The organism is Pseudomonas sp. 2024-210, assembly GCF_045062345.1.
Lineage (GTDB): Bacteria > Pseudomonadota > Gammaproteobacteria > Pseudomonadales > Pseudomonadaceae > Aquipseudomonas.
The window spans coordinates 99540-119540 of the sequence record NZ_JBJGEJ010000007.1 but is presented as its reverse complement, the minus strand read 5'-3'; the positions used below and the strand labels follow the sequence as shown (position 1 = coordinate 119540).

The following is a 20001-nucleotide window of genomic DNA, read 5'->3' as shown; positions in this document are numbered from 1 at the left end:
CCTTTCGCAATGTCGAAGGTTCATATCAGACCGCTACCAGTACGATGGCGCCCATGACCAGTACAGCACCGGCGGCCATGGAAGCAGCGTACCAACGCAGTTGACCGGTTTCGCTGCGGCTCAGGGCGTTATGCCCGGCCTTGGCCACTTTGGGTATCAAACCGATGGTCTGGTCCAGAGGGTCTTTGCGCAGTACACGGCAGATCAACAGATACGGTTTGACGAACAGTTTGTCGTACAGCCAGTCGAAGCCCCAGGCGGCAAACCACCAGGCCGTGAGGAAGCGACCAATGCCGCTGTTGGCGACGGCGGTCACGAAGCGACGTTTGCCCAGATACAGCAGGCCTGCCAGCAGGATACCGGCCAGCGCAATGGCGCCCGAGGCGATTTCCAGACTGTGCTGTGCTTCGCCGCCGGCATGGCCAACGCTTTGTGGCAATACGCCCGCCAAGGGTGGTGTGATCATGGCGCCGATAAAGGTCGACAGGACGATCAGCACGCTCAGTGGCAGCCAGTAGGTAACGCCGTGACCCGGGTGCGCTTCAGTCTTGGCTTCACCGTGGAAGGTGATGAAGATCAGGCGGAAGGTGTATAGCGAGGTCATGAACGCGCCGACAAGGCCTGCGTACAACAGTTCGGTGTTGCCGCTGGCGAAGGCTTCCCAAAGAATTTCGTCCTTGGAATAGAAACCTGCCGTCAGCAATGGCAAGGCAGACAGCGCCGCGCCGCCGACGATGAAGCTGGCGTAGGCCAATGGCAGTTTCTTCCACAGGCCGCCCATCTTGAAGATGTTCTGCTCGTGGTGGCAGGCAACGATCACCGCACCGGAGGCAAGGAACAGCAGGGCCTTGAAGAAGGCGTGGGTCATCAGGTGGAAAATAGCTCCGTCCCATGCACCCACACCCAGCGCCAGGAACATGTAGCCGATCTGGCTCATGGTCGAGTAGGCGAGGATACGTTTGATGTCGGTTTGCACCAGCGCGGCAAAACCGGCCAGTACCAGCGTGACACCGCCGACGATGCCCACCAGGTGCAGCACTTCAGGTGCCAAGGTGAACAGACCGTGGGTACGGGCAATCAAGTAGACACCGGCAGTTACCATGGTGGCGGCGTGAATCAGTGCCGACACCGGGGTAGGGCCTGCCATCGCATCAGCCAACCAGGTTTGCAGGGGCAGTTGAGCCGATTTACCGACCGCGCCGCCCAGTAGCATCAGGGTGGCCAGCACGATCCAGAAATCACCGGCCTGGAACTTCTGTGGCGCCAGCACCAGCAACTGTTGAATGTTCAACGTGCCCAGTTGCTGGAACAGGATGAACAGGCCGATGGCCAGAAATACGTCACCGATGCGGGTCACGATAAAGGCTTTCAGTGCGGCGTTACCGTTGTTGCGGTTGCTGTAATAGAAACCGATCAACAGGTAGGAGCACAGGCCTACACCTTCCCAGCCGAAGTACACGAACAACAGGTTATCGGCCAGGATCAGGAACAGCATGCTGGCAATAAACAGGTTGGTGTAGGCGAAGAAGCGCGAGTAGCCGACTTCACCGCGCATGTACCAGGAGGCAAACATGTGGATCAGGAAGCCGACACCGACCACCACACCGAGCATGGTCACCGACAGGCCATCCAGATGCAGGGCGAAGTTGGCATTGAAGCCACCTACCGCCATCCATTGCCACAGCACTTGGGTGTACTGGCCGCCTGCTGGCGGTGCCACATTGAATTGCCAAATAACGTACGCAGCCACAATGGCCGACAGGCCAATGGAGCCAACGCCGATCAGGGCCGAGAGGTTTTCGCTGAAGCGTCCACGGGAGAACGACAGCAACAAAAAGCCGATCAGGGGGAATACGAAAGTCAGAAAGAGTAGGTTCATCCGCGCATCTCACTGGCAGCATCGATATCAAGCGTGTGGAAGCGGCGATACAGCTGCAACAGGATCGCCAGGCCAATACTGGCCTCGGCGGCTGCCAGGGTGATCACCAGAATGAACATGACCTGTCCATCCGGCTGCGCCCAGCGTGCACCGGCCACAATGAACGCCAGCGCTGCAGCGTTCATCATGATTTCCAGACTCATCAACACGAAGAGAATATTACGGCGAACCATCAGTCCAACCAGACCGAGGCAGAACAGGATGCCGGCAACCGCCAGACCGTGTTCGAGTGGTATTGCTGGCATGTTATTGCTCCTTCGCCTCGTTGCGGCCCAAATGGAACGCCGTCACCGCTGCAGCAAGCAACAGCATCGAGGCGAGTTCGACCACCAGCAGATACGGGCCGAACAGGCTGATGCCCACAGCTTTTGCATCCACGGTGGTTTGACCGATTGCTACACCGCTCTGTTGTGCGAACAGCACGTACAGCAGTTCAGCCAGCAGGATCGCGGACAAGATACTCGGCCCGATCCAGATGCCGGGCTTGAGCCAATGGCGTTCTTGCGTCACCGAGGCCGGGCCTTGGTTGAGCATCATCACCACGAACACAAACAGCACCATGATGGCGCCAGCGTAAGCGATCACTTCGAGCACACCGGCAAAGGGTGCGCCGAGGCTAAAGAAGGTCATCGCCACGGCAATCAGCGAAATAATCAGGTAGAGCAGGGCGTGCACAGGGTTGGTGTTGGTGATCACGCGAAGCGTGGACACGACAGCGACACCCGATGCGAAATAGAAAGCGAATTCCATCGTTCTTCCTTAAGGCAGCAAGCTCTTCACGTTGATCGGCTCAGCTTCGTTCTGGGCGGCACCTTTCGGCTTGCCTTCAACGGCCATACCTGCAACACGATAGAAGTTGTAATCAGGGTTCTTACCGGGGCCGGAGATCAGCAGATCTTCTTTCTCGTACACCAGGTCCTGACGTTTGAACTCGGCCATTTCGAAATCCGGTGTCAGCTGGATCGCGGTGGTCGGGCAGGCTTCCTCGCACAGACCGCAAAAAATGCAGCGTGAGAAGTTGATGCGGAAAAACTCCGGGTACCAACGGCCATCTTCAGTTTCGGCTTTTTGCAGCGAGATGCAGCCTACCGGGCAGGCCACGGCGCACAGGTTGCAAGCTACACAACGCTCTTCGCCGTCAGGGTCGCGGGTCAGGACAATCCGGCCACGGTAACGCGGTGGCAGGTAGACCGGCTCTTCCGGGTATTGCAACGTGTCACGCTTGCGGAAGGAGTGGCTAAACACCATCACCAAGCTGCGAAGCTGGGTGTAGGTGCCATGCACGATGTCAAACAAGTACTTGAACATGGGTCTCTATCCTCACTGAACCGCGCCGGCAGGCGTGTTCAACAACACGATTGCGGCGGTCACCAGCAAATTGATCAGGGTCAGCGGCAGGCAGAACTTCCAGCTGAAGTCCATCACTTGGTCATACCGAGGGCGCGGAATGGAGGCGCGCAACAGGATAAAGATCATGATGAAAAACGCGGTCTTCAGGGCGAACCAGATAAACGGAATCTGTGGCAGCAGCCCAAAAGGCCCGTGCCAGCCGCCGAAGAACAAAGTCACCAGCAACGCCGAGATCAACACGATCCCGATGTACTCACCCACGAAGAACATGCCCCATTTCATGCCGGCGTATTCAATGTGGTAACCATCGGCCAGTTCCTGCTCGGCTTCAGGCTGGTCGAAGGGGTGACGGTGAGTCACGGCCACGCCAGCGATGAAGAAGGTCAGGAAACCGAAGATCTGCGGAATGATGAACCACAGGTTCTGTGCCTGGTATTCAACGATGTCGCGCATGTTGAACGAGCCAACCTGCACCACGATGCCCATCAGCGACAGGCCCATGAATACTTCATAGGACACGGTCTGCGCCGAGGCGCGCAAGGCGCCCAGCAGGGCAAACTTGTTGTTGCTCGACCAGCCGGCGAACAGCACCGCGTAGACCGACAGGCCGGCCATGGCGAAGAAGAACAGGATGCCGATGTTCAGATCCGCCACGCCCCAGGTCGGGGTGATCGGGATAATCGCAAAGGAGATCAGCAGGGCGCTCATGGCCACCACGGGTGCCAAGGTGAAAATTACCTTGTCGGCAAACGGCGGTGTCCAGTCTTCCTTGAAGAACATCTTGATCATGTCGGCGGCAATCTGGAACGCGCCAAACGGGCCGACGCGGTTCGGACCGTAACGGTCTTGCCACAAGGCCAGCAGGCGACGCTCTACCCAGCTGAGCAGCGCGCCGCACACCACCACGGCGAGCAGAATCACCACCGCTTGCACCACCGAGATAATCACGTCGATCACTTCAGGCGTGAACCAGGTCATTGGGCTGCCTCCTGCAAACCGTCAACGGTAAGGCCAAAGATCGCCGGCGGAATACCGGGCAAGCCGGCTGGCAGTGCCACCAGACCTGCACCCAGCTCTTCATTGATACGCAGCGGCAGACGTAGGGTCACACCGGCAACGTTCAAGCTGAGCAGTGCGCCATCATTGACGCCCATGCGATCGGCTTCGGACTTGGCCAGCGCGATGTAGGCCGCTGGAATGCGTTCTTGAACCGGTGCGGCTTTGGAAGAGTTCTCTTCGCTGCCCAGCAGGTGAAAGAACGGCACGACTTGCCAAGTGCCACGGGCCGGGTTGAAGGCGCCCGGAATGTTGGCAAACCAGTTCAGCGAGTCACCTTTGCTTTCGATCAGGCGAATGCCCGGATCGCCCGCGCGGATATGCCCACCGACTTCGTCCTGGAACTTGTTCCACGCTTGTGGCGAGTTCCAGCCCGGCGACCAGGCGAACGGCACTTGTTGACGCGGTTCGACGGAGCCCGAGTAGCCTTCCATCGAGAACGCGAACGCGGTGTCCGGGTCTTGCGGGGTACGCGGTTCATGCACGCTGATATTGGCGCGCATGGCCGTACGGCCGCTGTAACGCAGCGGTTCGCGCGCCAGTTTCAAGCCTTTGATACGGAAGGCAGCCGACGGCGCCGCATCAATGATGCCGGCCAGTTCCGGTGTGCTTGCCGCTGTTAGCTGCGTGACGTGATCAAGCAGGGTCCAGTCAACCGGCTTGTTCAGCAGGGTGCTGCGCAAGGCGTGCAACCAGCGCCAGCCTTCGTGGATCAGGATGCTCGCATCCAGGTAGCGAGGTTCGAACACCTGGAAGAAGCGCTGGGCGCGGCCTTCCTGGCTGACCAGCGTACCGTCGCCTTCGGCGAAGCTTGCGGCCGGCAGCACCAGATCGGCACGGTGAGTGGTCGCCGTCTTCTGATGGTCAGCTACGATGACCACTTTGGCAGCGTCCAGTGCAGCGTTGACCTTGATCGCGTCCACACGGGTGAACAGGTCGTTTTCCAGTACCACAATGGCGTCGGCGTTGCCGTCAATCACCGCTTGCAGGGCGGCGTCTACCGAGTCGCCGCCGAGCATGGCCAGACCGAGGCTGTTGGCTTCCGGTACGACCAGGCTGATGGAACCGGCTTTCTCACGCAGGTGCAGGGCCTTGGCGATGTTGCCTGCGGCTTCGATCAGGGCTTTTGAGCCCAGCGAAGTACCGGCAATGATCAATGGGCGTTTGGCGGCGAGCAGGGCGTCAGCGATGCGTTTGGCCAGCTCCAGGGCTTCAGCGTCCAAACCGGCTACGGCAGGGGCGCTGGCGTCGATGGCGTGGGCCACAGCGAAACCGATGCGGGCCAGATCGTCTGGTGCGGCGTGGACGCATTCTTCGGCGACGTCGTCGAGCTTGGTTTCAGCCAGGCTGGCGATAAACAGTGGGTTCAGCGCGTGCTGACCGATGTTTTTCACTGCGGCGTCAAGCCAAGGCTGAACACGCATGGCGTCGGCCATGTCTTCAGCTTTGCCCTTGACCGATTGACGCAGTGACAGCGCCATACGGGCGGCGGTCTGAGTCAGGTCTTCACCCAGTACGAAGATGGCGTCGTGATCTTCGATCTCGCGCATGTTCGGCACGGGCAACGGGCTGTCTTTGAGCACTTGCAGCACCAGACGGATACGCTCCAGCTCACCGGCTTCTATGCCCGAGTAGAAGTGTTCGGCACCGACCAGTTCGCGCAGCGCGTAGTTGCTTTCAAGGCTGGCACGCGGCGAGCCTATACCGACGATATTGCGACCGCGCAACAGATCGGCGGCTTTATCCAGTGCGGCGTCGACGCTCAACTTGCTGCCGTCGGCCAGCAATGGCTGACGTGGGCGGTCGGTGCGGTTGACGTAGCCATAACCAAAGCGGCCGCGGTCACACAGGAAGTACTGGTTAACCGAACCGTTAAAGCGATTTTCGATGCGACGCAGCTCACCGTAGCGCTCACCGGGGCTGATGTTGCAGCCACTGGAGCAGCCGTGGCAGATGCTCGGTGCAAACTGCATGTCCCACTTGCGGTTGTAACGCTCGGAGTGGGTTTTGTCAGTGAACACACCGGTCGGGCACACTTCGGTGAGGTTGCCCGAGAATTCGCTTTCGAGCACGCCGTCTTCAACGCGACCGAAGTACACGTTGTCGTGGGCGCCGAACACGCCGAGGTCAGTACCACCGGCATAGTCTTTATAGAAACGCACACAGCGATAGCAGGCAATGCAGCGGTTCATCTCGTGGGAAATGAACGGGCCGAGTTCCTGATTCTGGTGAGTACGTTTGGTGAAGCGATAACGGCGCTCGTTGTGACCGGTCATTACGGTCATGTCTTGCAGGTGGCAGTGACCGCCTTCTTCGCACACAGGGCAGTCGTGCGGGTGGTTGGTCATCAGCCACTCAACGACGCTGGCGCGAAAGACTTTCGCTTCTTCATCTTCGATGGAGATCCAGCTACCGTCGGTGGCCGGGGTCATGCACGACATGACGATACGACCACGGGTGTCGTTTTCGTCGGTGTACTGCTTGACTGCACATTGGCGGCACGCGCCAACGCTGCCCAAGGCAGGGTGCCAGCAGAAATACGGAATATCGAGGCCTAGCGACAGACATGCCTGTAACAGGTTGTCTGCCCCATCGACTTCGAGCTCTTTGCCGTCTACGTGGATAGTGGCCATGGTTCAAAGTTCTTCGTTGGCCCGGTGTCAGCGGGCGTGGCTAATGGAATCTTGTTATGCGTTCGAAGCAACCCAGCCTTACGGCGTTATCGAACGATCAGAGGGCGGCACGGACCACCCTCATTCAAAGCGTTACGCACCGATAACAATCGGGCGTGCCAGAGGTGGAACGCCCGGTTTTGCTTGCGCAATACCGGCTTCAAACTCTGGACGGAAGTACTTGATCGCGCTGCCCAACGGCTCAACGGCGCCCGGTGCGTGAGCACAGAACGTCTTGCCCGGGCCGAGGAAACCCACCAGACCCAAAAGGGTCTCGATGTCGCCAGGCTGACCTTCACCTTTTTCAATGGCCATCAGCAGCTTGACGCTCCACGGCAGGCCATCACGGCAAGGGGTGCAGAAGCCGCACGACTCACGAGAGAAGAACTGCTCCATGTTGCGCAGCAAGGACACCATGTTGACGCTGTCGTCCACGGCCATCGCCAGGCCCGTACCCATACGGGTGCCGACTTTGGCGATACCACCGGCGTACATTTGCGCGTCCAGGTGTTCAGGCAGCAGGAAGCCCGTACCGGCGCCGCCTGGCTGCCAGCATTTCAGCTTGAAGCCGTCGCGCATACCGCCTGCGTAGTCTTCGAACAACTCGCGAGCGGTCACGCCGAACGGCAGCTCCCACAGGCCTGGGTTCTTCACTTTGCCAGAGAAGCCCATCAGCTTGGTGCCGTGGTCTTCGCTGCCTTCGCGGGCGAGGGATTTGTACCAGTCAACGCCGTTGCCGATGATGGCCGGCACGTTGCACAGGGTTTCAACGTTGTTCACGCAAGTCGGCTTGCCCCATACGCCCACAGCAGCCGGGAACGGCGGCTTGGAGCGCGGATTGGCGCGACGGCCTTCGAGGGAGTTGATCAGTGCGGTTTCTTCACCGCAGATGTAGCGCCCGGCGCCGGTGTGCACGAACAATTCGAAGTCAAAGCCCGAGCCCAGAATGTTCTTGCCCAGCAGGCCGGCAGCCTTGGCTTCTTCTACCGCGCGACGCAGGTGCACGGCCGCGGTGGTGTATTCGCCACGCAGGAAGATATAGCCACGGTAGGTTTTCAGCGCACGGGCACTGATCAGCATGCCTTCGATCAGCAGATGGGGCAGTTGCTCCATCAGCATGCGGTCTTTCCAGGTGTTGGGTTCCATTTCATCGGCGTTACACAGCAGGTAACGGATGTTCATGGATTCGTCTTTAGGCATCAGGCCCCACTTCACCCCGGTGGGGAAGCCCGCACCGCCGCGACCCTTGAGGCCTGCATCCTTGACGGTCTGGACGATGTCGTCCTGAGCCATGTCAGCAAACGCCTTGCGTGCAGCGGCGTAACCGTCTTTGGCCTGATATTCGTCGAGCCATACCGGCTCGCCGTCATCACGCAGACGCCAGGTCAGCGGGTGAGTTTCAGCCGAACGCTTGATCAGGTTGGCTGGGCCGAAGGAAGTCAGGGTCATGGGTAGCCCTCCAACAACGTGGCGACGCCAGCTGGCTGCACGTCACCGAATGTGTCGTCGTCGATCATCAACGCCGGCGCCTTGTCGCAGTTGCCCAGGCAGCACACCGGCAGCAGCGTGAAGCGGCCGTCAGCAGTGGTCTGGCCCAGGCCGATGCCCAGTTTGTTCTGAATTTCGCCAACCACCGACTCGTGGCCGCCGATGTAGCAGACCATGCTGTCGCACACACGGATGATGTGACGGCCAACCGGCTGACGGAAGATCTGGCTGTAGAACGTGGCCACGCCTTCGACGTCGCTGGCAGGAATGCCCAGCAGCTCGCCGATGGCGTAGATGGCACCGTCTGGCACCCAGCCGCGTTCCTTCTGAACAATCTTCAGGGCTTCGATCGACGCCGCGCGCGGGTCTTCGTAGTGATGCATCTCGTGCTCGATGGCCGAGCGCTCGGTTTCGCTCAGGGCGAAACGGTCTGTCTGGATAAGCGTGCTGTTCATGCTTAGCGGTCCACGTCGGCCATAACGAAATCGATACTACCCAGGTACGCAATCAAGTCCGCGACCATTTCACCTTTGATCACCGAAGGGATCTGTTGCAGGTGCGGGAAGCTTGGGGTGCGAATCCGGGTGCGGTAGCTCATGGTGCCGCCATCGCTCGTCAGGTAATAACTGTTGATGCCCTTGGTCGCCTCGATCATCTGGAAGGATTCGTTGGCCGGCATGACCGGGCCCCACGAAACTTGCAGGAAGTGCGTAATCAAGGTCTCGATGTGTTGCAGCGTGCGCTCTTTAGGCGGCGGCGTGGTCAGCGGGTGATCCGCCTTATACGGGCCGGCCGGCATGTTGCGCATGCATTGCTCGATGATCTTCAGGCTCTGGCGCATTTCTTCGACGCGCACGATGCAGCGGTCGTAGGCATCGCCATTGGCCGCCAGTGGCACTTCAAATTCGAAGTTCTCGTAGCCGGAATACGGGCGCGCTTTACGCAGGTCGAAGTCACAACCGGTCGAACGCAGGCCGGCACCGGTGACGCCCCATTCCAGGGCTTCTTTGGTGTTGTATTGGGCGACACCGATGGTACGACCGCGCAGGATGCTGTTATCCAAAGCGGCTTTCTGGTATTCGTCCAGACGCTTGGGCATCCAGTCGATGAATTCTTTGACCAGACGTTCCCAGCCGTTCGGCAGATCGTGGGCAACGCCGCCAATGCGGTACCAGGCCGGGTGCAGACGGAAACCGGTAATGGCTTCGATCACTTTGTAAGCGCGTTGACGGTCAGTGAACGTGAAGAACACCGGGGTCATGGCGCCCACGTCCTGGATGTAAGTACCCAGGAACAGCAGGTGGCTGGTGATGCGGAAGAACTCGGCCATCATGATGCGGATGGTGTCGACCCGATCCGGCACCTTGATGCCGGCCAGTTTTTCGACCGAAAGCACATAAGGCAGGTTGTTCATCACGCCGCCGAGGTAATCAATACGATCGGTGTACGGGATGAAGCTGTGCCAGGACTGGCGTTCAGCCATTTTCTCGGCACCACGGTGGTGGTAACCGATGTCCGGCACGCAGTCGACGATTTCTTCGCCGTCCAGTTGCAGGATGATACGGAAAGCACCGTGAGCGGAAGGGTGGTTCGGGCCCAGGTTGAGGAACATGTAGTCCTCATTATCACCGGAGCGTTTCATGCCCCAGTCTTCAGGCTTGAAGCGCGCGGCTTCTTCTTCCAGCTGGATCTTGGCCAGGCTCAGACTGTACGGGTCGAACTCAGTGGCACGGGCCGGGAAGTCCTTGCGCAGCGGGTGACCTTCCCACGTCGGCGGCATCATGATGCGCGACAGGTGCGGATGACCTTTGAAGTCGATGCCGAACATGTCCCACACTTCACGCTCGTACCAGTTGGCGTTTGGCCAGATACCGGTCACGGTCGGCAAGCTCAGATCGCCCTCAGACAGCGCCACCTTGATCATCACGTCGCTGTTACGTTCCAGCGACATCAGGTGGTAGAAGACGGTGAACTCTGCGTCCGATGGCAAGCCCTGACGCTTGGTGCGCAGACGCTCGTCCACACCGTGCAAGTCATAGAGCATGACGTAGGGTTTTGGCAGGTTGCGCAGGAAGGTCAGTACTTCGACCAATTTGGCGCGGGCAACCCAAAGCACCGGCATGCCGGTGCGCGTGGCCTGAGCGGTGAATGCATCAGGGCCAAAACGGTTATTCAATTCAACGACCACATCTTGGTCGTCAGCCTTGTAAGGCGGGATGTACAGAGCGGAGCCTGTAGTCATGGTTTTTTTATCGCTTTCGTTCAACGTAAAGAATGAAGCCAGTGATTCGTTCTATTGCTTAGAAACGGCTCTGGGTCAGACTTCGTCGGGGCTGCGCAGGTTGGTCACCTGAATACGCTGTTCGCGGCGCTGTTCCTTTTGCGATGGCATCTCGGCGCGGTAAACGCCTTGTTCGCCAACGACCCAGGAAAGTGGGCGACGCTCCTGGCCAATCGACTCTTGCAACAGCATCAAGCCTTGCAAAAAAGCCTCTGGGCGGGGCGGGCAGCCGGGTACGTAAACGTCCACGGGCAGGAACTTGTCGACCCCTTGAACCACGGAGTAGATGTCGTACATGCCACCGGAGTTGGCGCACGAACCCATGGAGATGACCCATTTAGGTTCAAGCATTTGCTCATAGAGACGCTGAATGATCGGCGCCATCTTGATGAAGCAGGTTCCGGCAATCACCATGAAATCCGCCTGACGCGGTGATGCCCTGATCACTTCGGCGCCAAAGCGCGCGATGTCATGGGGCGCCGTGAAGGCGGTGGTCATTTCCACGTAGCAGCACGACAGGCCGAAGTTGTACGGCCACAGGGAGTTTTTACGCCCCCAGTTGACCGTGCCGTTCAGCACGTCTTCCAGCTTGCCCATGAAAATGTTTTTGTGGACTTGATCTTCTAACGGATCAGCAACGGTTTCCCGTGTGCCGATCGGATACTGCTCGTTAGGAGCGTCCGGGTCGATCCTGGTAAGTTCGTATTGCATTGCCAAAGCCTCATTGTTTCAGCTTGGCCTGCCGCTTACGACGAGCTTCCGGTGCCCAATCAAGAGCACCCACCCGAAATAGGTAGACAAGGCCTGCCAACAGAATTGCTATGAAAACGAGAGCTTCGACGAATCCGGTCCAGCCGCTTTCGCGTACAGACACAGACCATGCAAAGAGAAAGAGGGCTTCGATATCGAAGATCACGAACAACATCGCGACCAGATAGAATTTGGCTGAGAGCCGTAAGCGGGCGCCACCGGTGGGCAGCATGCCGGATTCAAACGGTTCATTTTTGCTGCGACCCCAGGCTTTTGACCCAAGGAGGCTGGACACGCCGAGCATGAAGGCACAAAGGCCGACAACGCCGAGAAGGAAAATGGCAAAGCCCCAGTTGTGGGCTATGAGTCCTGTCGCTTCGGGCATGCTGGAAATCCTTAACAGAGAACACGCGTCTCTGAGCTTGAAAAGGTAATAAAGCAGTGACGAAATGTCGCAGCGCAATTGATGGCCGGGATTTTATGGCTAAACACCCAGCAAGTAAATTTTCTAAGATGAATTAATTCAGTCCTTTAGTTGTAGAGCTCTGGGTCATGTCGATGTAGCCCATGTGGTACGGGCGTTCCAGCGTATTTCACTGATTATATTTAGGCGTCCATGTATTCAACAAAAGCAACTCGTAATGATAATTAATATCGTTTAAGTGGCTGTGTGTTGAGTCGCTATGTCGCAGGCTGTGTGAAGTTGACTTATATAAGAGTGCTTAGCAAGTTATGAACTTGGTTTTTTAACCCGCTCAGGCGATTGAGGTATGGATCTGGGTCAGTGTTTTGGTGAATGGCAGGTGCGCGAAACAGGTGTAGCCGCTGCCGCAGGCTGCGATGGGTTTGATGCGTCACCGCGACCTTATCGCAGCCTGCGGCAGCGGTTACAGGATGAGGGTCGTTGAATGTGTGTAAGTGCGGCGCAAAAAAATGCCCCGAACCAGTCGGGGCATGATGTTCATGGCATTGCGTTTGTTCTTTACACGCTGGGCAATTGCCGTGCTCGCACTATTTAGTGGAACTGTTCTTCTTCTGTAGAGCCGGTCAGTGCGGTCACCGATGACGAGCCACCCTGGATGACGGTGGTCATGTCGTCGAAGTAGCCGGTGCCCACTTCCTGCTGGTGCGCCACAAAGGTGTAGCCTTTGGCGGCGTCAGCAAATTCCTGCTCTTGCAGTTTCACGTAGGCGGTCATGTCGTTGCGGGCGTAGTCGTGCGCCAAGTTGAACATGCTGTGCCACATGTTGTGGATGCCCGCCAATGTGATGAACTGATGCTTGTAGCCCATTGCCGACAGTTCGCGCTGGAACTTGGCGATGGTCGCGTCGTCCAGGTTTTTCTTCCAGTTGAAAGAAGGCGAGCAGTTGTACGACAGCAGTTGGTCCGGGTATTCCTTTTTGATCGCTTCAGCAAAACGACGGGCTTCTTCCAGATCCGGCTTGGCGGTTTCGCACCAGATCAGGTCGGCATACGGGGCGTACGCCAAACCGCGGGCGATGGCTTGATCGAGGCCGGCGCGCACTTTGTAGAAGCCTTCCTTGGTGCGTTCGCCTGTAACGAACGGCTGGTCGTACGGGTCGCAATCTGAGGTCAGCAGGTCAGCCGCGTTGGCGTCAGTGCGGGCCAGAATGATGGTCGGTGTGCCAGCGACGTCAGCCGCGAGACGGGCAGCGGTCAGCTTTTGCACTGCTTCTTGAGTGGGCACCAGTACTTTGCCACCCATGTGACCGCACTTCTTGACCGAGGCCAGCTGATCTTCGAAGTGAACGCCCGCGGCGCCTGCTTCGATCATGCTCTTCATCAGTTCGTAAGCGTTCAGAACGCCGCCGAAACCTGCTTCCGCGTCAGCGACGATGGGTGCGAAATAGTCGATGTAACCTTGGTCACCCGGGTTTTTACCGGCTTTCCACTGAATCTGGTCAGCACGGCGGAACGAATTATTGATGCGCTTGACCACGGTTGGAACCGAGTCCACCGGGTACAGCGACTGATCGGGGTACATGGATTCAGCAGAGTTGTTGTCTGCCGCTACTTGCCAACCCGACAGGTAGATAGCCTGGATACCGGCTTTAACCTGTTGTACTGCCTGGCCCCCGGTCAGGGCGCCCATGCAGTTGACGAAATCTTTCTCGGGACGGAAGGACGGGTGTGCGCCCTGTGTCACCAGTTTCCACAGCTTGTCAGCGCCCATTTTTGCAAAGGTGTGCTCGGGTTGAACCGAACCGCGCAGGCGGACCACGTCAGCAGCGGAATAATCGCGAGTCACGCCTTTCCAGCGTGGATTTTCGGCCCAGTCTTTTTCAAGGGCTGCAATTTGCTGTTCGCGTGTCAGTGCCATGGTGATAAACCTCGTCGCATAGGTCTGGGTTGAAAAGTTTGCTCCACCAGGCACACATCAATGTTGTTTGTGTAAGTGCGTGAATGGCTTGTCGCTAACTGCTTTCAGAGGACTTCTGGAAGGCCTCTGATTCGCGGGAGCGGGGCCATCATGCCCTTGCATTTTTGCGTCGTCAAACACTTTGTAGTGCTTTTTTGGTCGCACTACATATTTGGTCTAATACGACCCGTCAGTCAGTTTTGGGCCTTTTGGTCAAGTGCATCGACTTTAACCCGCAAAGTCATGTCGTCGCGACTTTGAGTAGAGTAGGTAAGGGTTTCACCTTGTTGTGCGGTCTGATTCTGACCATTGAGCCCAGCCACGGTAATCCATTGCCCCAGCGGACCGCTGACCTGTGTGTCGGTGTTTTTCACGTTCACTACATCGGATTGCTCCTGGCTCATGCGGTCGCGCTGGGCGCTGATCGCCAGGTGTGCCGTGTTGCCCGTCACGGTGGCGGTGACATAAAAGCCCCGGGTCACGTTTCGGTATTCGGTCTGTGTCAGTAGGCGGCCATAGCCATCTGTCTGGGTGCTGGTGAGCGGCACACTTTGACCGGTCTGGATAAACGCGGGAACGCCCTCGGTCACTTGAAGTTGCTGAGTGCCGCCATCGCGGCTAGCCGTGCTGTAGACGCGTGTGTTGCTGTTGGAGTCAGGCAGGTTGTTGTCACGGGTATCGACGGTAATCAGCAGGCGCTTGGCGGGTTTGTCGAGTTGACTCAGCAGGTTTTTCAGGTTTTTGATTTGTGAGGTCGATGCTTCGACGATCAATTGGTTGCCGTAAGCACTGACTTTGCCGTTCTTGCCAATAAAATTCTGTGCGACAGGCATAAGGTCAGTGCTGGTGCGGTTTTGCAGGGTGATGACTTGGGTGTCGGCCAGCGCCATGCTGCTGGTTAGCAGTAACAGACTGGCGACGAATGTGCGTAGGGACATGTCCGTATTCTCCACAATGCTTGGAAGGTCAGAGCGGAGTGTGCCAGATAGCAAAACGCCCTGCGATCCAGAGATCGCAGGGCGTTGCTTAATTCGTAGCAGCTGCCGCAGGCTGCGTGCGGCGGCGAAGCCGTCGTAAATCCTGTGTGCACATTTGCTGGATTAACGATCGCTTCGCAATCGGACGTCGCCTTCGGCAATTGCTACGTGAGGGTTACGTTAGCTCACACGCACCATATCAACATGAGGAATCCCTGCTTCCAGAAATTCTTCGCTGACGATGTTAAAGCCCAGTCGCTCGTAAAACGCGGAGGCGTGTACTTGTGCGCTGAGCATTTGCTGCTTGAGGCCCCGTTTTTCTGCTTCGCTGACTGCCGCATTCATCAACGCATCACCGACTTTCAAACCCCGCCAGTCCTTGAGCACGGATACGCGGCCGATATGACCGTCTAGCAATAAGCGCGCAGTGCCAATCGCATAGTCGCCTTCATAGGCCAGAAAATGCACGGCTTCAGCGTCGTCAGAGTCCCATTCAAGCTCAGGCGGGACCTGTTGTTCATTAATAAATACCGCCTCACGAATGCGTCGAAGGTCGGCGATGTCCTTTTGCCAATTGGCGACACGTACGCGAATTTTATTCATCTGCGAATCCCAAGCTTCCTTGTTTGACCAGCTCACAGAGCAGGTTGCGTCCATCTTCATCGGCCAGCCATGGCCCCAAGTTGTCGCTGTGCAAGGCATCAGCGGCGCAAATCATCTTGAGCAGCTCGCGTAATTTACCCGGCAACAGGCGGCTTTGACCGCTGGCAAACAAGAGCAGATCGTCATCGACTTCCGACCAGGCCAGACGCGCGCTTGGGTTACGGATCAAAACTGCGCCCTGTTCCAGGCTGCCCAGCAGATCTTCTTCTTCGAGCTCAGGGCCCGTCACGAGTTCCGGATACCGCGGCTCGGTCATGAATTGGCCGAACCATGTCAGTAGCATGCGCTCGTCGCTCATGTGTTCGGCGAGCAAGCCTTTGAGGCGATCAAGGGCGTCATGCTGGATTTGGTGTGGGTCGCTGACAGGCTGGGCGTCGGCATCGGTGTAGCGTTCTTCATCAGGCAGGTACTGGCTGAGGAAGTCGGTGAAGTGAGTCAATACTTCAGCCGCGCTGGGTGCGCGGAAGCCCACGGAGTAGGTCAGGCATTCATCCACCGCTACGCCGCAGTGAGCCAGACGTGGCGGCAGGTAGAGCATATCGCCCGGTTCCAGCGTCCACTCGTCGGTGGCCTGGAAGTCAGCCAGAATGCGCAGGTCTGCGTGTTCCAGCAGTGGGCTCTCGGAATCGCACATCTGGCCGATCTGCCAGTGACGCTTGCCGGCGCCTTGAAGCAAGAACACGTCGTAGTTGTCAAAGTGAGGACCCACGCTGCCACCGGGGGCTGCGTAGCTGATCATCACGTCGTCGATGCGCCAGCTTGGCAAGAAACGGAAGTTTTCGAGCAGCTCACCCACTTCAGGCACGAACTGATCGACGGCTTGAACCAGCAGCGTCCATTCGCGCTCTGGCAACTTGCCGAATTCATCTTCTGCAAACGGGCCGCGGCGCAATTCCCATGGGCGCTCACCGTGCTCGATGACCAGGCGCGATTCGACTTCTTCTTCAAGTGCCAGGCCAGCCAATTCGTCGGCATCAATCGGGCTTTCGAAGTCAGGAATGGCCTGACGGATCAGCAACGGTTTCTTCTGCCAGTAGTCGCGCAGAAATTCGCGTGCAGTGATGCCGCCCAGTATTTGAAGAGGAGTATCAGGATTCATGTGTAACCTATTGAAAAATTGCACTTTGTAATCGGGAATAAAAACGCCCGGCACGGCCGGGCGTTAGCACGTCTTTGCTGCGATCAGATGCGCTTGGCCTGTTCGACCGCGTTGCCAATGTAATTGGCAGGGGTGAGCAGTTTCAGCTCGGCTTTCGCCGCTTCCGGCATTTCAAGGCCGTCGATGAACGTTTGCAGTGCTTCTGGGCTGATGCCCTTGCCGCGCGTCAGCTCTTTAAGCTTCTCGTACGGGTTTTCAATGTTGTAACGGCGCATCACGGTCTGAATCGGCTCGGCCAGTACTTCCCAGCAGGCGTCCAGGTCAGCAGCGATTTTCTGAGCGTTGAGCTCCAGTTTGCTGATGCCTTTGAGGCTGGCTTCGTACGCAATGACGCTGTGTGCAAAGCCCACGCCGAGATTACGCAGTACGGTGGAGTCAGTCAGGTCGCGCTGCCAGCGGGAGATGGGCAGTTTGCTGGCCAAGTGCTGGAACAATGCGTTGGCGATGCCCAGGTTGCCTTCGGAGTTTTCGAAGTCAATCGGGTTAACCTTGTGCGGCATTGTCGAGGAGCCGATTTCGCCTGCGATAGTACGCTGCTTGAAGTACCCCAAGGAGATGTAGCCCCAGATGTCGCGGTCGAAGTCGATCAGGATGGTGTTGAAGCGCGCAATGGCGTCGAACAGCTCGGCAATGTAGTCGTGCGGCTCGATCTGGGTGGTGTAGGGGTTGAAGCCCAGGCCCAGCTCGTCTTCGATGAAGGCGCGGGCGTTTTCTTCCCAGTCGATTTGCGGGTAAGCCGACAGGTGAGCGTTGTAGTTACCCACGGCGCCGTTGATCTTGCCCAGTAGCGGTACAGCGGCCACTTGAGCGATTTGACGCTCCAGACGGTAAACCACGTTGGCCAGTTCTTTGCCCAGAGTGGTCGGAGAGGCCGGTTGACCGTGAGTACGGGACAGCATCGGTACGTCGGCGAATTTGATCGCCAGCTCACGGATGGCTTCGGCGGTCTGACGCATCAGCGGCAACATCACATCATCACGGCCTTCGCGCAGCATCAGGGCGTGGGACAGGTTGTTGATGTCCTCGCTGGTGCAGGCAAAGTGGATGAATTCACTGACGTTGGCCAGCTCAGGCAGTTTGGCGGCCTGTTCCTTGAGCAAGTACTCAATGGCTTTGACGTCATGGTTGGTGGTGCGCTCGATCTCTTTGACACGCTCGGCGTGCTCCAGAGAGAAGTTTTCGGCCAGTTCATTCAAAACGGCGTTGGCTTCGGCAGAGAAGGCCGGCACTTCTGGGATGGCAGCGTGAGCCGCCAGGCGCTGGAGCCAACGAACTTCAACCAGAACGCGAGCGCGGATCAGGCCGTACTCGCTGAAAATTGGGCGCAAAGCCTGGGTTTTGCCGGCGTAGCGGCCGTCAACAGGGGAAACCGCAGTGAGCGAAGAAAGCTTCATGGGGTGTTCTCGGACAGTCGGGCAACGAAATGGGGCGCGTATCATACATGAAAAAAACGGCCGGTCCGTTGCCAAGTGACCGGCGTCATACGCGTATCGATTTTTAAATCTGTGTCTGCTGACGGGTTTCAGTGACCGCGCAGCATCGGGTATAGCTCTTTGAGCAACTTGCGGCGGCTGATCACCAGTTGCCAGCGATGGCCACCCAGTTGGCGCCAAAGCCGTGCCGAACGGATACCCGCCAGCAACAGGGCGCGAATTTTGGAGGCGTTGCTCGGTTGTTGCAGATTGCGCATGTCGCCATGCACCTGAATGCGCTGACGCAAGGTGCTTAACGTGTCCTGATACAGCGCGCCACAAGCGGCCACCACATTTTCGTGAGCCGGGCCGAAATGTTCGACCTGAGACTGTATCTGCGGAAGGCGTTTGCCGATCAGATCCAGCATGTCATCGCGTTTGGCCAGTTGGCGCTCCAGGCCGAGCATGGACAGTGCGTAGCGCAAAGGCTCACGTTGCAAGGTGTTGGGGTCACGCTCAAGGGCGCCGATCAAGGCGCGATAGCCTTCACGCAGGTGGCTGTCGTCGCCGCCAAACACTTCAAGCGTGTCCTTGGGGTCGCGAACCAGCAGGGTGCCCAGCATGCAGGCCAATTCGGCTTCGCCGACCTGACCCGTTTTGGCGATCTTGTCGACCAGCACCGCCGCGAGGAAAACGCCGCCAAGGGCAACCAACTGCTCCTGGGTGGGGTTCATGCCTGGTTGCCTTTGCTGGTCCAAGGTTCAGCTACTTCGATGACGCCACCGCCCAAGCACACTTCGCCGTCGTAAAACACCACAGATTGGCCGGGAGTCACGGCACGCTGTGGGTCATCGAATGTGGCGCGATAACCGTCCGCGGTTTTTTCCAGCGTGCAGGGTTGGTCGCTTTGGCGATAACGAACCTTGGCGGTCAGGCGCAGCGGACGGCTCAGGTCGATCGGATTGACCCAGAAAATTTCGGAAGCGAGCAGGGCGCGTGAAAACAACCATGGATGATCGTTGCCCTGACCCACGATCAATTCGTTGTTCTCAAGGTCTTTGAACAATACATACCACGGCTCGTCGCTGGCGTCCTTGAGGCCGCCGATGCCTAAGCCCTGACGCTGACCGATGGTGTGGTACATGAGGCCGTGGTGGCGACCGATGACTTCACCTTCGGTGGTCTTTATCTCGCCCGGTTGTGCGGGCAAGTACTGCTTGAGGAAGTCGCTGAACCGCCGTTCGCCAATAAAGCAGATGCCGGTGGAGTCTTTCTTCTTGGCGGTGGCCAGCCCGTGTTTCTCGGCTATTTGGCGCACCTCGGGTTTTTCCAGTTCACCCACCGGGAACAGGGTGCGGGCAATTTGCTCGCCGCCGACCGCGTGCAGGAAGTAGCTCTGATCCTTGTTCGGATCAAGCCCCTTGAGCAACTCGGTACGCCCGTCAATGTCCCGGCGACGCACATAGTGGCCCGTGGCAATCAGGTCGGCGCCCAGCATCAGGGCGTAGTCGAGAAACGCCTTGAACTTGATTTCGCGGTTGCACAGGATGTCCGGGTTCGGCGTGCGGCCGGCCTTGTATTCGGCCAGAAAGTGCTCAAACACATTGTCCCAGTACTCGGCGGCAAAGTTGGCGGTGTGCAGCTTAATGCCAATTTTGTCGCAGACGGCCTGGGCGTCTGCCAGATCATCCATGGCGGTGCAGTAATCCGTTCCGTCGTCTTCCTCCCAGTTCTTCATGAACAGGCCTTCCACCTGATAGCCCTGCTCCATAAGCAGAACGGCGGAAACGGAAGAGTCGACACCGCCGGACATGCCGACAATGACGCGCTGTGTTTCGGGGGCGACTAAGGCTGGATCACGCATAAGGATTCAA

General features: G+C 58.0%; 18 protein-coding genes. All 18 read right to left on the bottom strand.

Translation table 11 applies throughout. The annotated features are described in order from the left end of the window. Positions 1-25: 25 nt before the first annotated feature. Positions 26-1879 carry an NADH-quinone oxidoreductase subunit L gene (gene nuoL, locus ACI7MX_RS12320; protein ID WP_405587667.1) on the bottom strand — a complete coding sequence of 618 codons (1854 nt, stop codon included), beginning with the start codon at positions 1877-1879 and terminating at the stop codon, positions 26-28. Next, positions 1876-2184, bottom strand: a complete 309-nt coding sequence (gene nuoK / locus ACI7MX_RS12315) for an NADH-quinone oxidoreductase subunit NuoK (protein WP_122784555.1) — start codon at positions 2182-2184, stop codon at positions 1876-1878. Before nuoK ends, nuoL begins: the two co-directional genes overlap by 4 nt. A gap of 1 nt (position 2185) precedes the next feature. Next, positions 2186-2689, bottom strand: a complete 504-nt coding sequence (nuoJ, locus tag ACI7MX_RS12310) for an NADH-quinone oxidoreductase subunit J (protein ID WP_405587664.1) — start codon at positions 2687-2689, stop codon at positions 2186-2188. 9 nt (positions 2690-2698) lie between these two features. After that, entirely contained in the window at positions 2699-3247 is a 549-nt protein-coding gene (gene nuoI / locus ACI7MX_RS12305) for an NADH-quinone oxidoreductase subunit NuoI (protein WP_122784557.1), read from the bottom strand. Between the two features lie 12 nt (positions 3248-3259). Beyond that, entirely contained in the window at positions 3260-4267 is a 1008-nt protein-coding gene (nuoH, locus tag ACI7MX_RS12300) for an NADH-quinone oxidoreductase subunit NuoH (RefSeq protein WP_122784558.1), read from the bottom strand. Continuing rightward, the gene (gene nuoG / locus ACI7MX_RS12295) at positions 4264-6978 is read right to left on the bottom strand and encodes an NADH-quinone oxidoreductase subunit NuoG (RefSeq protein WP_405587659.1); all 2715 of its coding nucleotides are present in this window, start codon (positions 6976-6978) and stop codon (positions 4264-4266) included. The genes nuoH and nuoG overlap by 4 nt, the downstream gene beginning before the upstream one ends. A 132-nt stretch (positions 6979-7110) precedes the next feature. Further along, a complete protein-coding gene (nuoF, locus tag ACI7MX_RS12290) occupies positions 7111-8466 on the bottom strand; it encodes an NADH-quinone oxidoreductase subunit NuoF (protein WP_405587656.1) in 1356 nt (451 codons plus the stop codon). Further along, the gene (nuoE, locus tag ACI7MX_RS12285) at positions 8463-8960 is read right to left on the bottom strand and encodes an NADH-quinone oxidoreductase subunit NuoE (protein ID WP_405587653.1); all 498 of its coding nucleotides are present in this window, start codon (positions 8958-8960) and stop codon (positions 8463-8465) included. Before nuoE ends, nuoF begins: the two co-directional genes overlap by 4 nt. A 2-nt stretch (positions 8961-8962) precedes the next feature. Then, positions 8963-10747, bottom strand: a complete 1785-nt coding sequence (gene nuoC, locus ACI7MX_RS12280; protein ID WP_405587650.1) for an NADH-quinone oxidoreductase subunit C/D — start codon at positions 10745-10747, stop codon at positions 8963-8965. Positions 10748-10822: 75 nt separating this feature from the next. After that, positions 10823-11497 (bottom strand): NADH-quinone oxidoreductase subunit B family protein, encoded by a 675-nt coding sequence (locus ACI7MX_RS12275; RefSeq protein WP_016780200.1) that lies wholly within the window; start codon positions 11495-11497, stop codon positions 10823-10825. 10 nt (positions 11498-11507) lie between these two features. Then, positions 11508-11921 (bottom strand): NADH-quinone oxidoreductase subunit A, encoded by a 414-nt coding sequence (locus ACI7MX_RS12270; protein ID WP_003446990.1) that lies wholly within the window; start codon positions 11919-11921, stop codon positions 11508-11510. Positions 11922-12551: 630 nt separating this feature from the next. Further along, entirely contained in the window at positions 12552-13877 is a 1326-nt protein-coding gene (gene aceA, locus ACI7MX_RS12265; RefSeq protein ID WP_048365296.1) for an isocitrate lyase, read from the bottom strand. A 233-nt stretch (positions 13878-14110) separates the two neighbouring features. Further along, positions 14111-14854, bottom strand: a complete 744-nt coding sequence (locus ACI7MX_RS12260; RefSeq protein WP_405587645.1) for a secretin N-terminal domain-containing protein — start codon at positions 14852-14854, stop codon at positions 14111-14113. Positions 14855-15073: 219 nt separating this feature from the next. After that, complete coding sequence (locus ACI7MX_RS12255) at positions 15074-15496, bottom strand: GNAT family N-acetyltransferase (protein WP_153377297.1); 423 nt, start codon at positions 15494-15496, stop codon at positions 15074-15076. After that, positions 15489-16655, bottom strand: coding sequence for a cupin domain-containing protein (locus ACI7MX_RS12250; RefSeq protein ID WP_314492897.1), 1167 nt, complete (start codon positions 16653-16655; stop codon positions 15489-15491). Before ACI7MX_RS12250 ends, ACI7MX_RS12255 begins: the two co-directional genes overlap by 8 nt. An 83-nt stretch (positions 16656-16738) precedes the next feature. Beyond that, positions 16739-18109: an adenylosuccinate lyase gene (gene purB, locus ACI7MX_RS12245; protein WP_016780205.1), complete on the bottom strand. Its 1371-nt coding sequence runs from the start codon at positions 18107-18109 to the stop codon at positions 16739-16741. A 128-nt stretch (positions 18110-18237) separates the two neighbouring features. Next, positions 18238-18861 carry a high frequency lysogenization protein HflD gene (hflD, locus tag ACI7MX_RS12240; RefSeq protein WP_405587640.1) on the bottom strand — a complete coding sequence of 208 codons (624 nt, stop codon included), beginning with the start codon at positions 18859-18861 and terminating at the stop codon, positions 18238-18240. Further along, the gene (gene mnmA, locus ACI7MX_RS12235) at positions 18858-19991 is read right to left on the bottom strand and encodes a tRNA 2-thiouridine(34) synthase MnmA (RefSeq protein ID WP_405587637.1); all 1134 of its coding nucleotides are present in this window, start codon (positions 19989-19991) and stop codon (positions 18858-18860) included. Before mnmA ends, hflD begins: the two co-directional genes overlap by 4 nt. Positions 19992-20001: the final 10 nt, after the last annotated feature.

What these genes read in the sequence shown, in the direction of transcription:
- nuoL (WP_405587667.1), bottom strand. Translation starts at nt 1,879, where the DNA reads ATGAACCTACTCTTTCTGACTTTCGTATTCCCCCTGATCGGCTTTTTG.
- nuoK (WP_122784555.1), bottom strand. Translation starts at nt 2,184, where the DNA reads ATGCCAGCAATACCACTCGAACACGGTCTGGCGGTTGCCGGCATCCTG.
- nuoJ (WP_405587664.1), bottom strand. Translation starts at nt 2,689, where the DNA reads ATGGAATTCGCTTTCTATTTCGCATCGGGTGTCGCTGTCGTGTCCACG.
- nuoI (WP_122784557.1), bottom strand. Translation starts at nt 3,247, where the DNA reads ATGTTCAAGTACTTGTTTGACATCGTGCATGGCACCTACACCCAGCTT.
- nuoH (WP_122784558.1), bottom strand. Translation starts at nt 4,267, where the DNA reads ATGACCTGGTTCACGCCTGAAGTGATCGACGTGATTATCTCGGTGGTG.
- nuoG (WP_405587659.1), bottom strand. Translation starts at nt 6,978, where the DNA reads ATGGCCACTATCCACGTAGACGGCAAAGAGCTCGAAGTCGATGGGGCA.
- nuoF (WP_405587656.1), bottom strand. Translation starts at nt 8,466, where the DNA reads ATGACCCTGACTTCCTTCGGCCCAGCCAACCTGATCAAGCGTTCGGCT.
- nuoE (WP_405587653.1), bottom strand. Translation starts at nt 8,960, where the DNA reads ATGAACAGCACGCTTATCCAGACAGACCGTTTCGCCCTGAGCGAAACC.
- nuoC (WP_405587650.1), bottom strand. Translation starts at nt 10,747, where the DNA reads ATGACTACAGGCTCCGCTCTGTACATCCCGCCTTACAAGGCTGACGAC.
- ACI7MX_RS12275 (WP_016780200.1), bottom strand. Translation starts at nt 11,497, where the DNA reads ATGCAATACGAACTTACCAGGATCGACCCGGACGCTCCTAACGAGCAG.
- ACI7MX_RS12270 (WP_003446990.1), bottom strand. Translation starts at nt 11,921, where the DNA reads ATGCCCGAAGCGACAGGACTCATAGCCCACAACTGGGGCTTTGCCATT.
- aceA (WP_048365296.1), bottom strand. Translation starts at nt 13,877, where the DNA reads ATGGCACTGACACGCGAACAGCAAATTGCAGCCCTTGAAAAAGACTGG.
- ACI7MX_RS12260 (WP_405587645.1), bottom strand. Translation starts at nt 14,854, where the DNA reads ATGTCCCTACGCACATTCGTCGCCAGTCTGTTACTGCTAACCAGCAGC.
- ACI7MX_RS12255 (WP_153377297.1), bottom strand. Translation starts at nt 15,496, where the DNA reads ATGAATAAAATTCGCGTACGTGTCGCCAATTGGCAAAAGGACATCGCC.
- ACI7MX_RS12250 (WP_314492897.1), bottom strand. Translation starts at nt 16,655, where the DNA reads ATGAATCCTGATACTCCTCTTCAAATACTGGGCGGCATCACTGCACGC.
- purB (WP_016780205.1), bottom strand. Translation starts at nt 18,109, where the DNA reads ATGAAGCTTTCTTCGCTCACTGCGGTTTCCCCTGTTGACGGCCGCTAC.
- hflD (WP_405587640.1), bottom strand. Translation starts at nt 18,861, where the DNA reads ATGAACCCCACCCAGGAGCAGTTGGTTGCCCTTGGCGGCGTTTTCCTC.
- mnmA (WP_405587637.1), bottom strand. Translation starts at nt 19,991, where the DNA reads ATGCGTGATCCAGCCTTAGTCGCCCCCGAAACACAGCGCGTCATTGTC.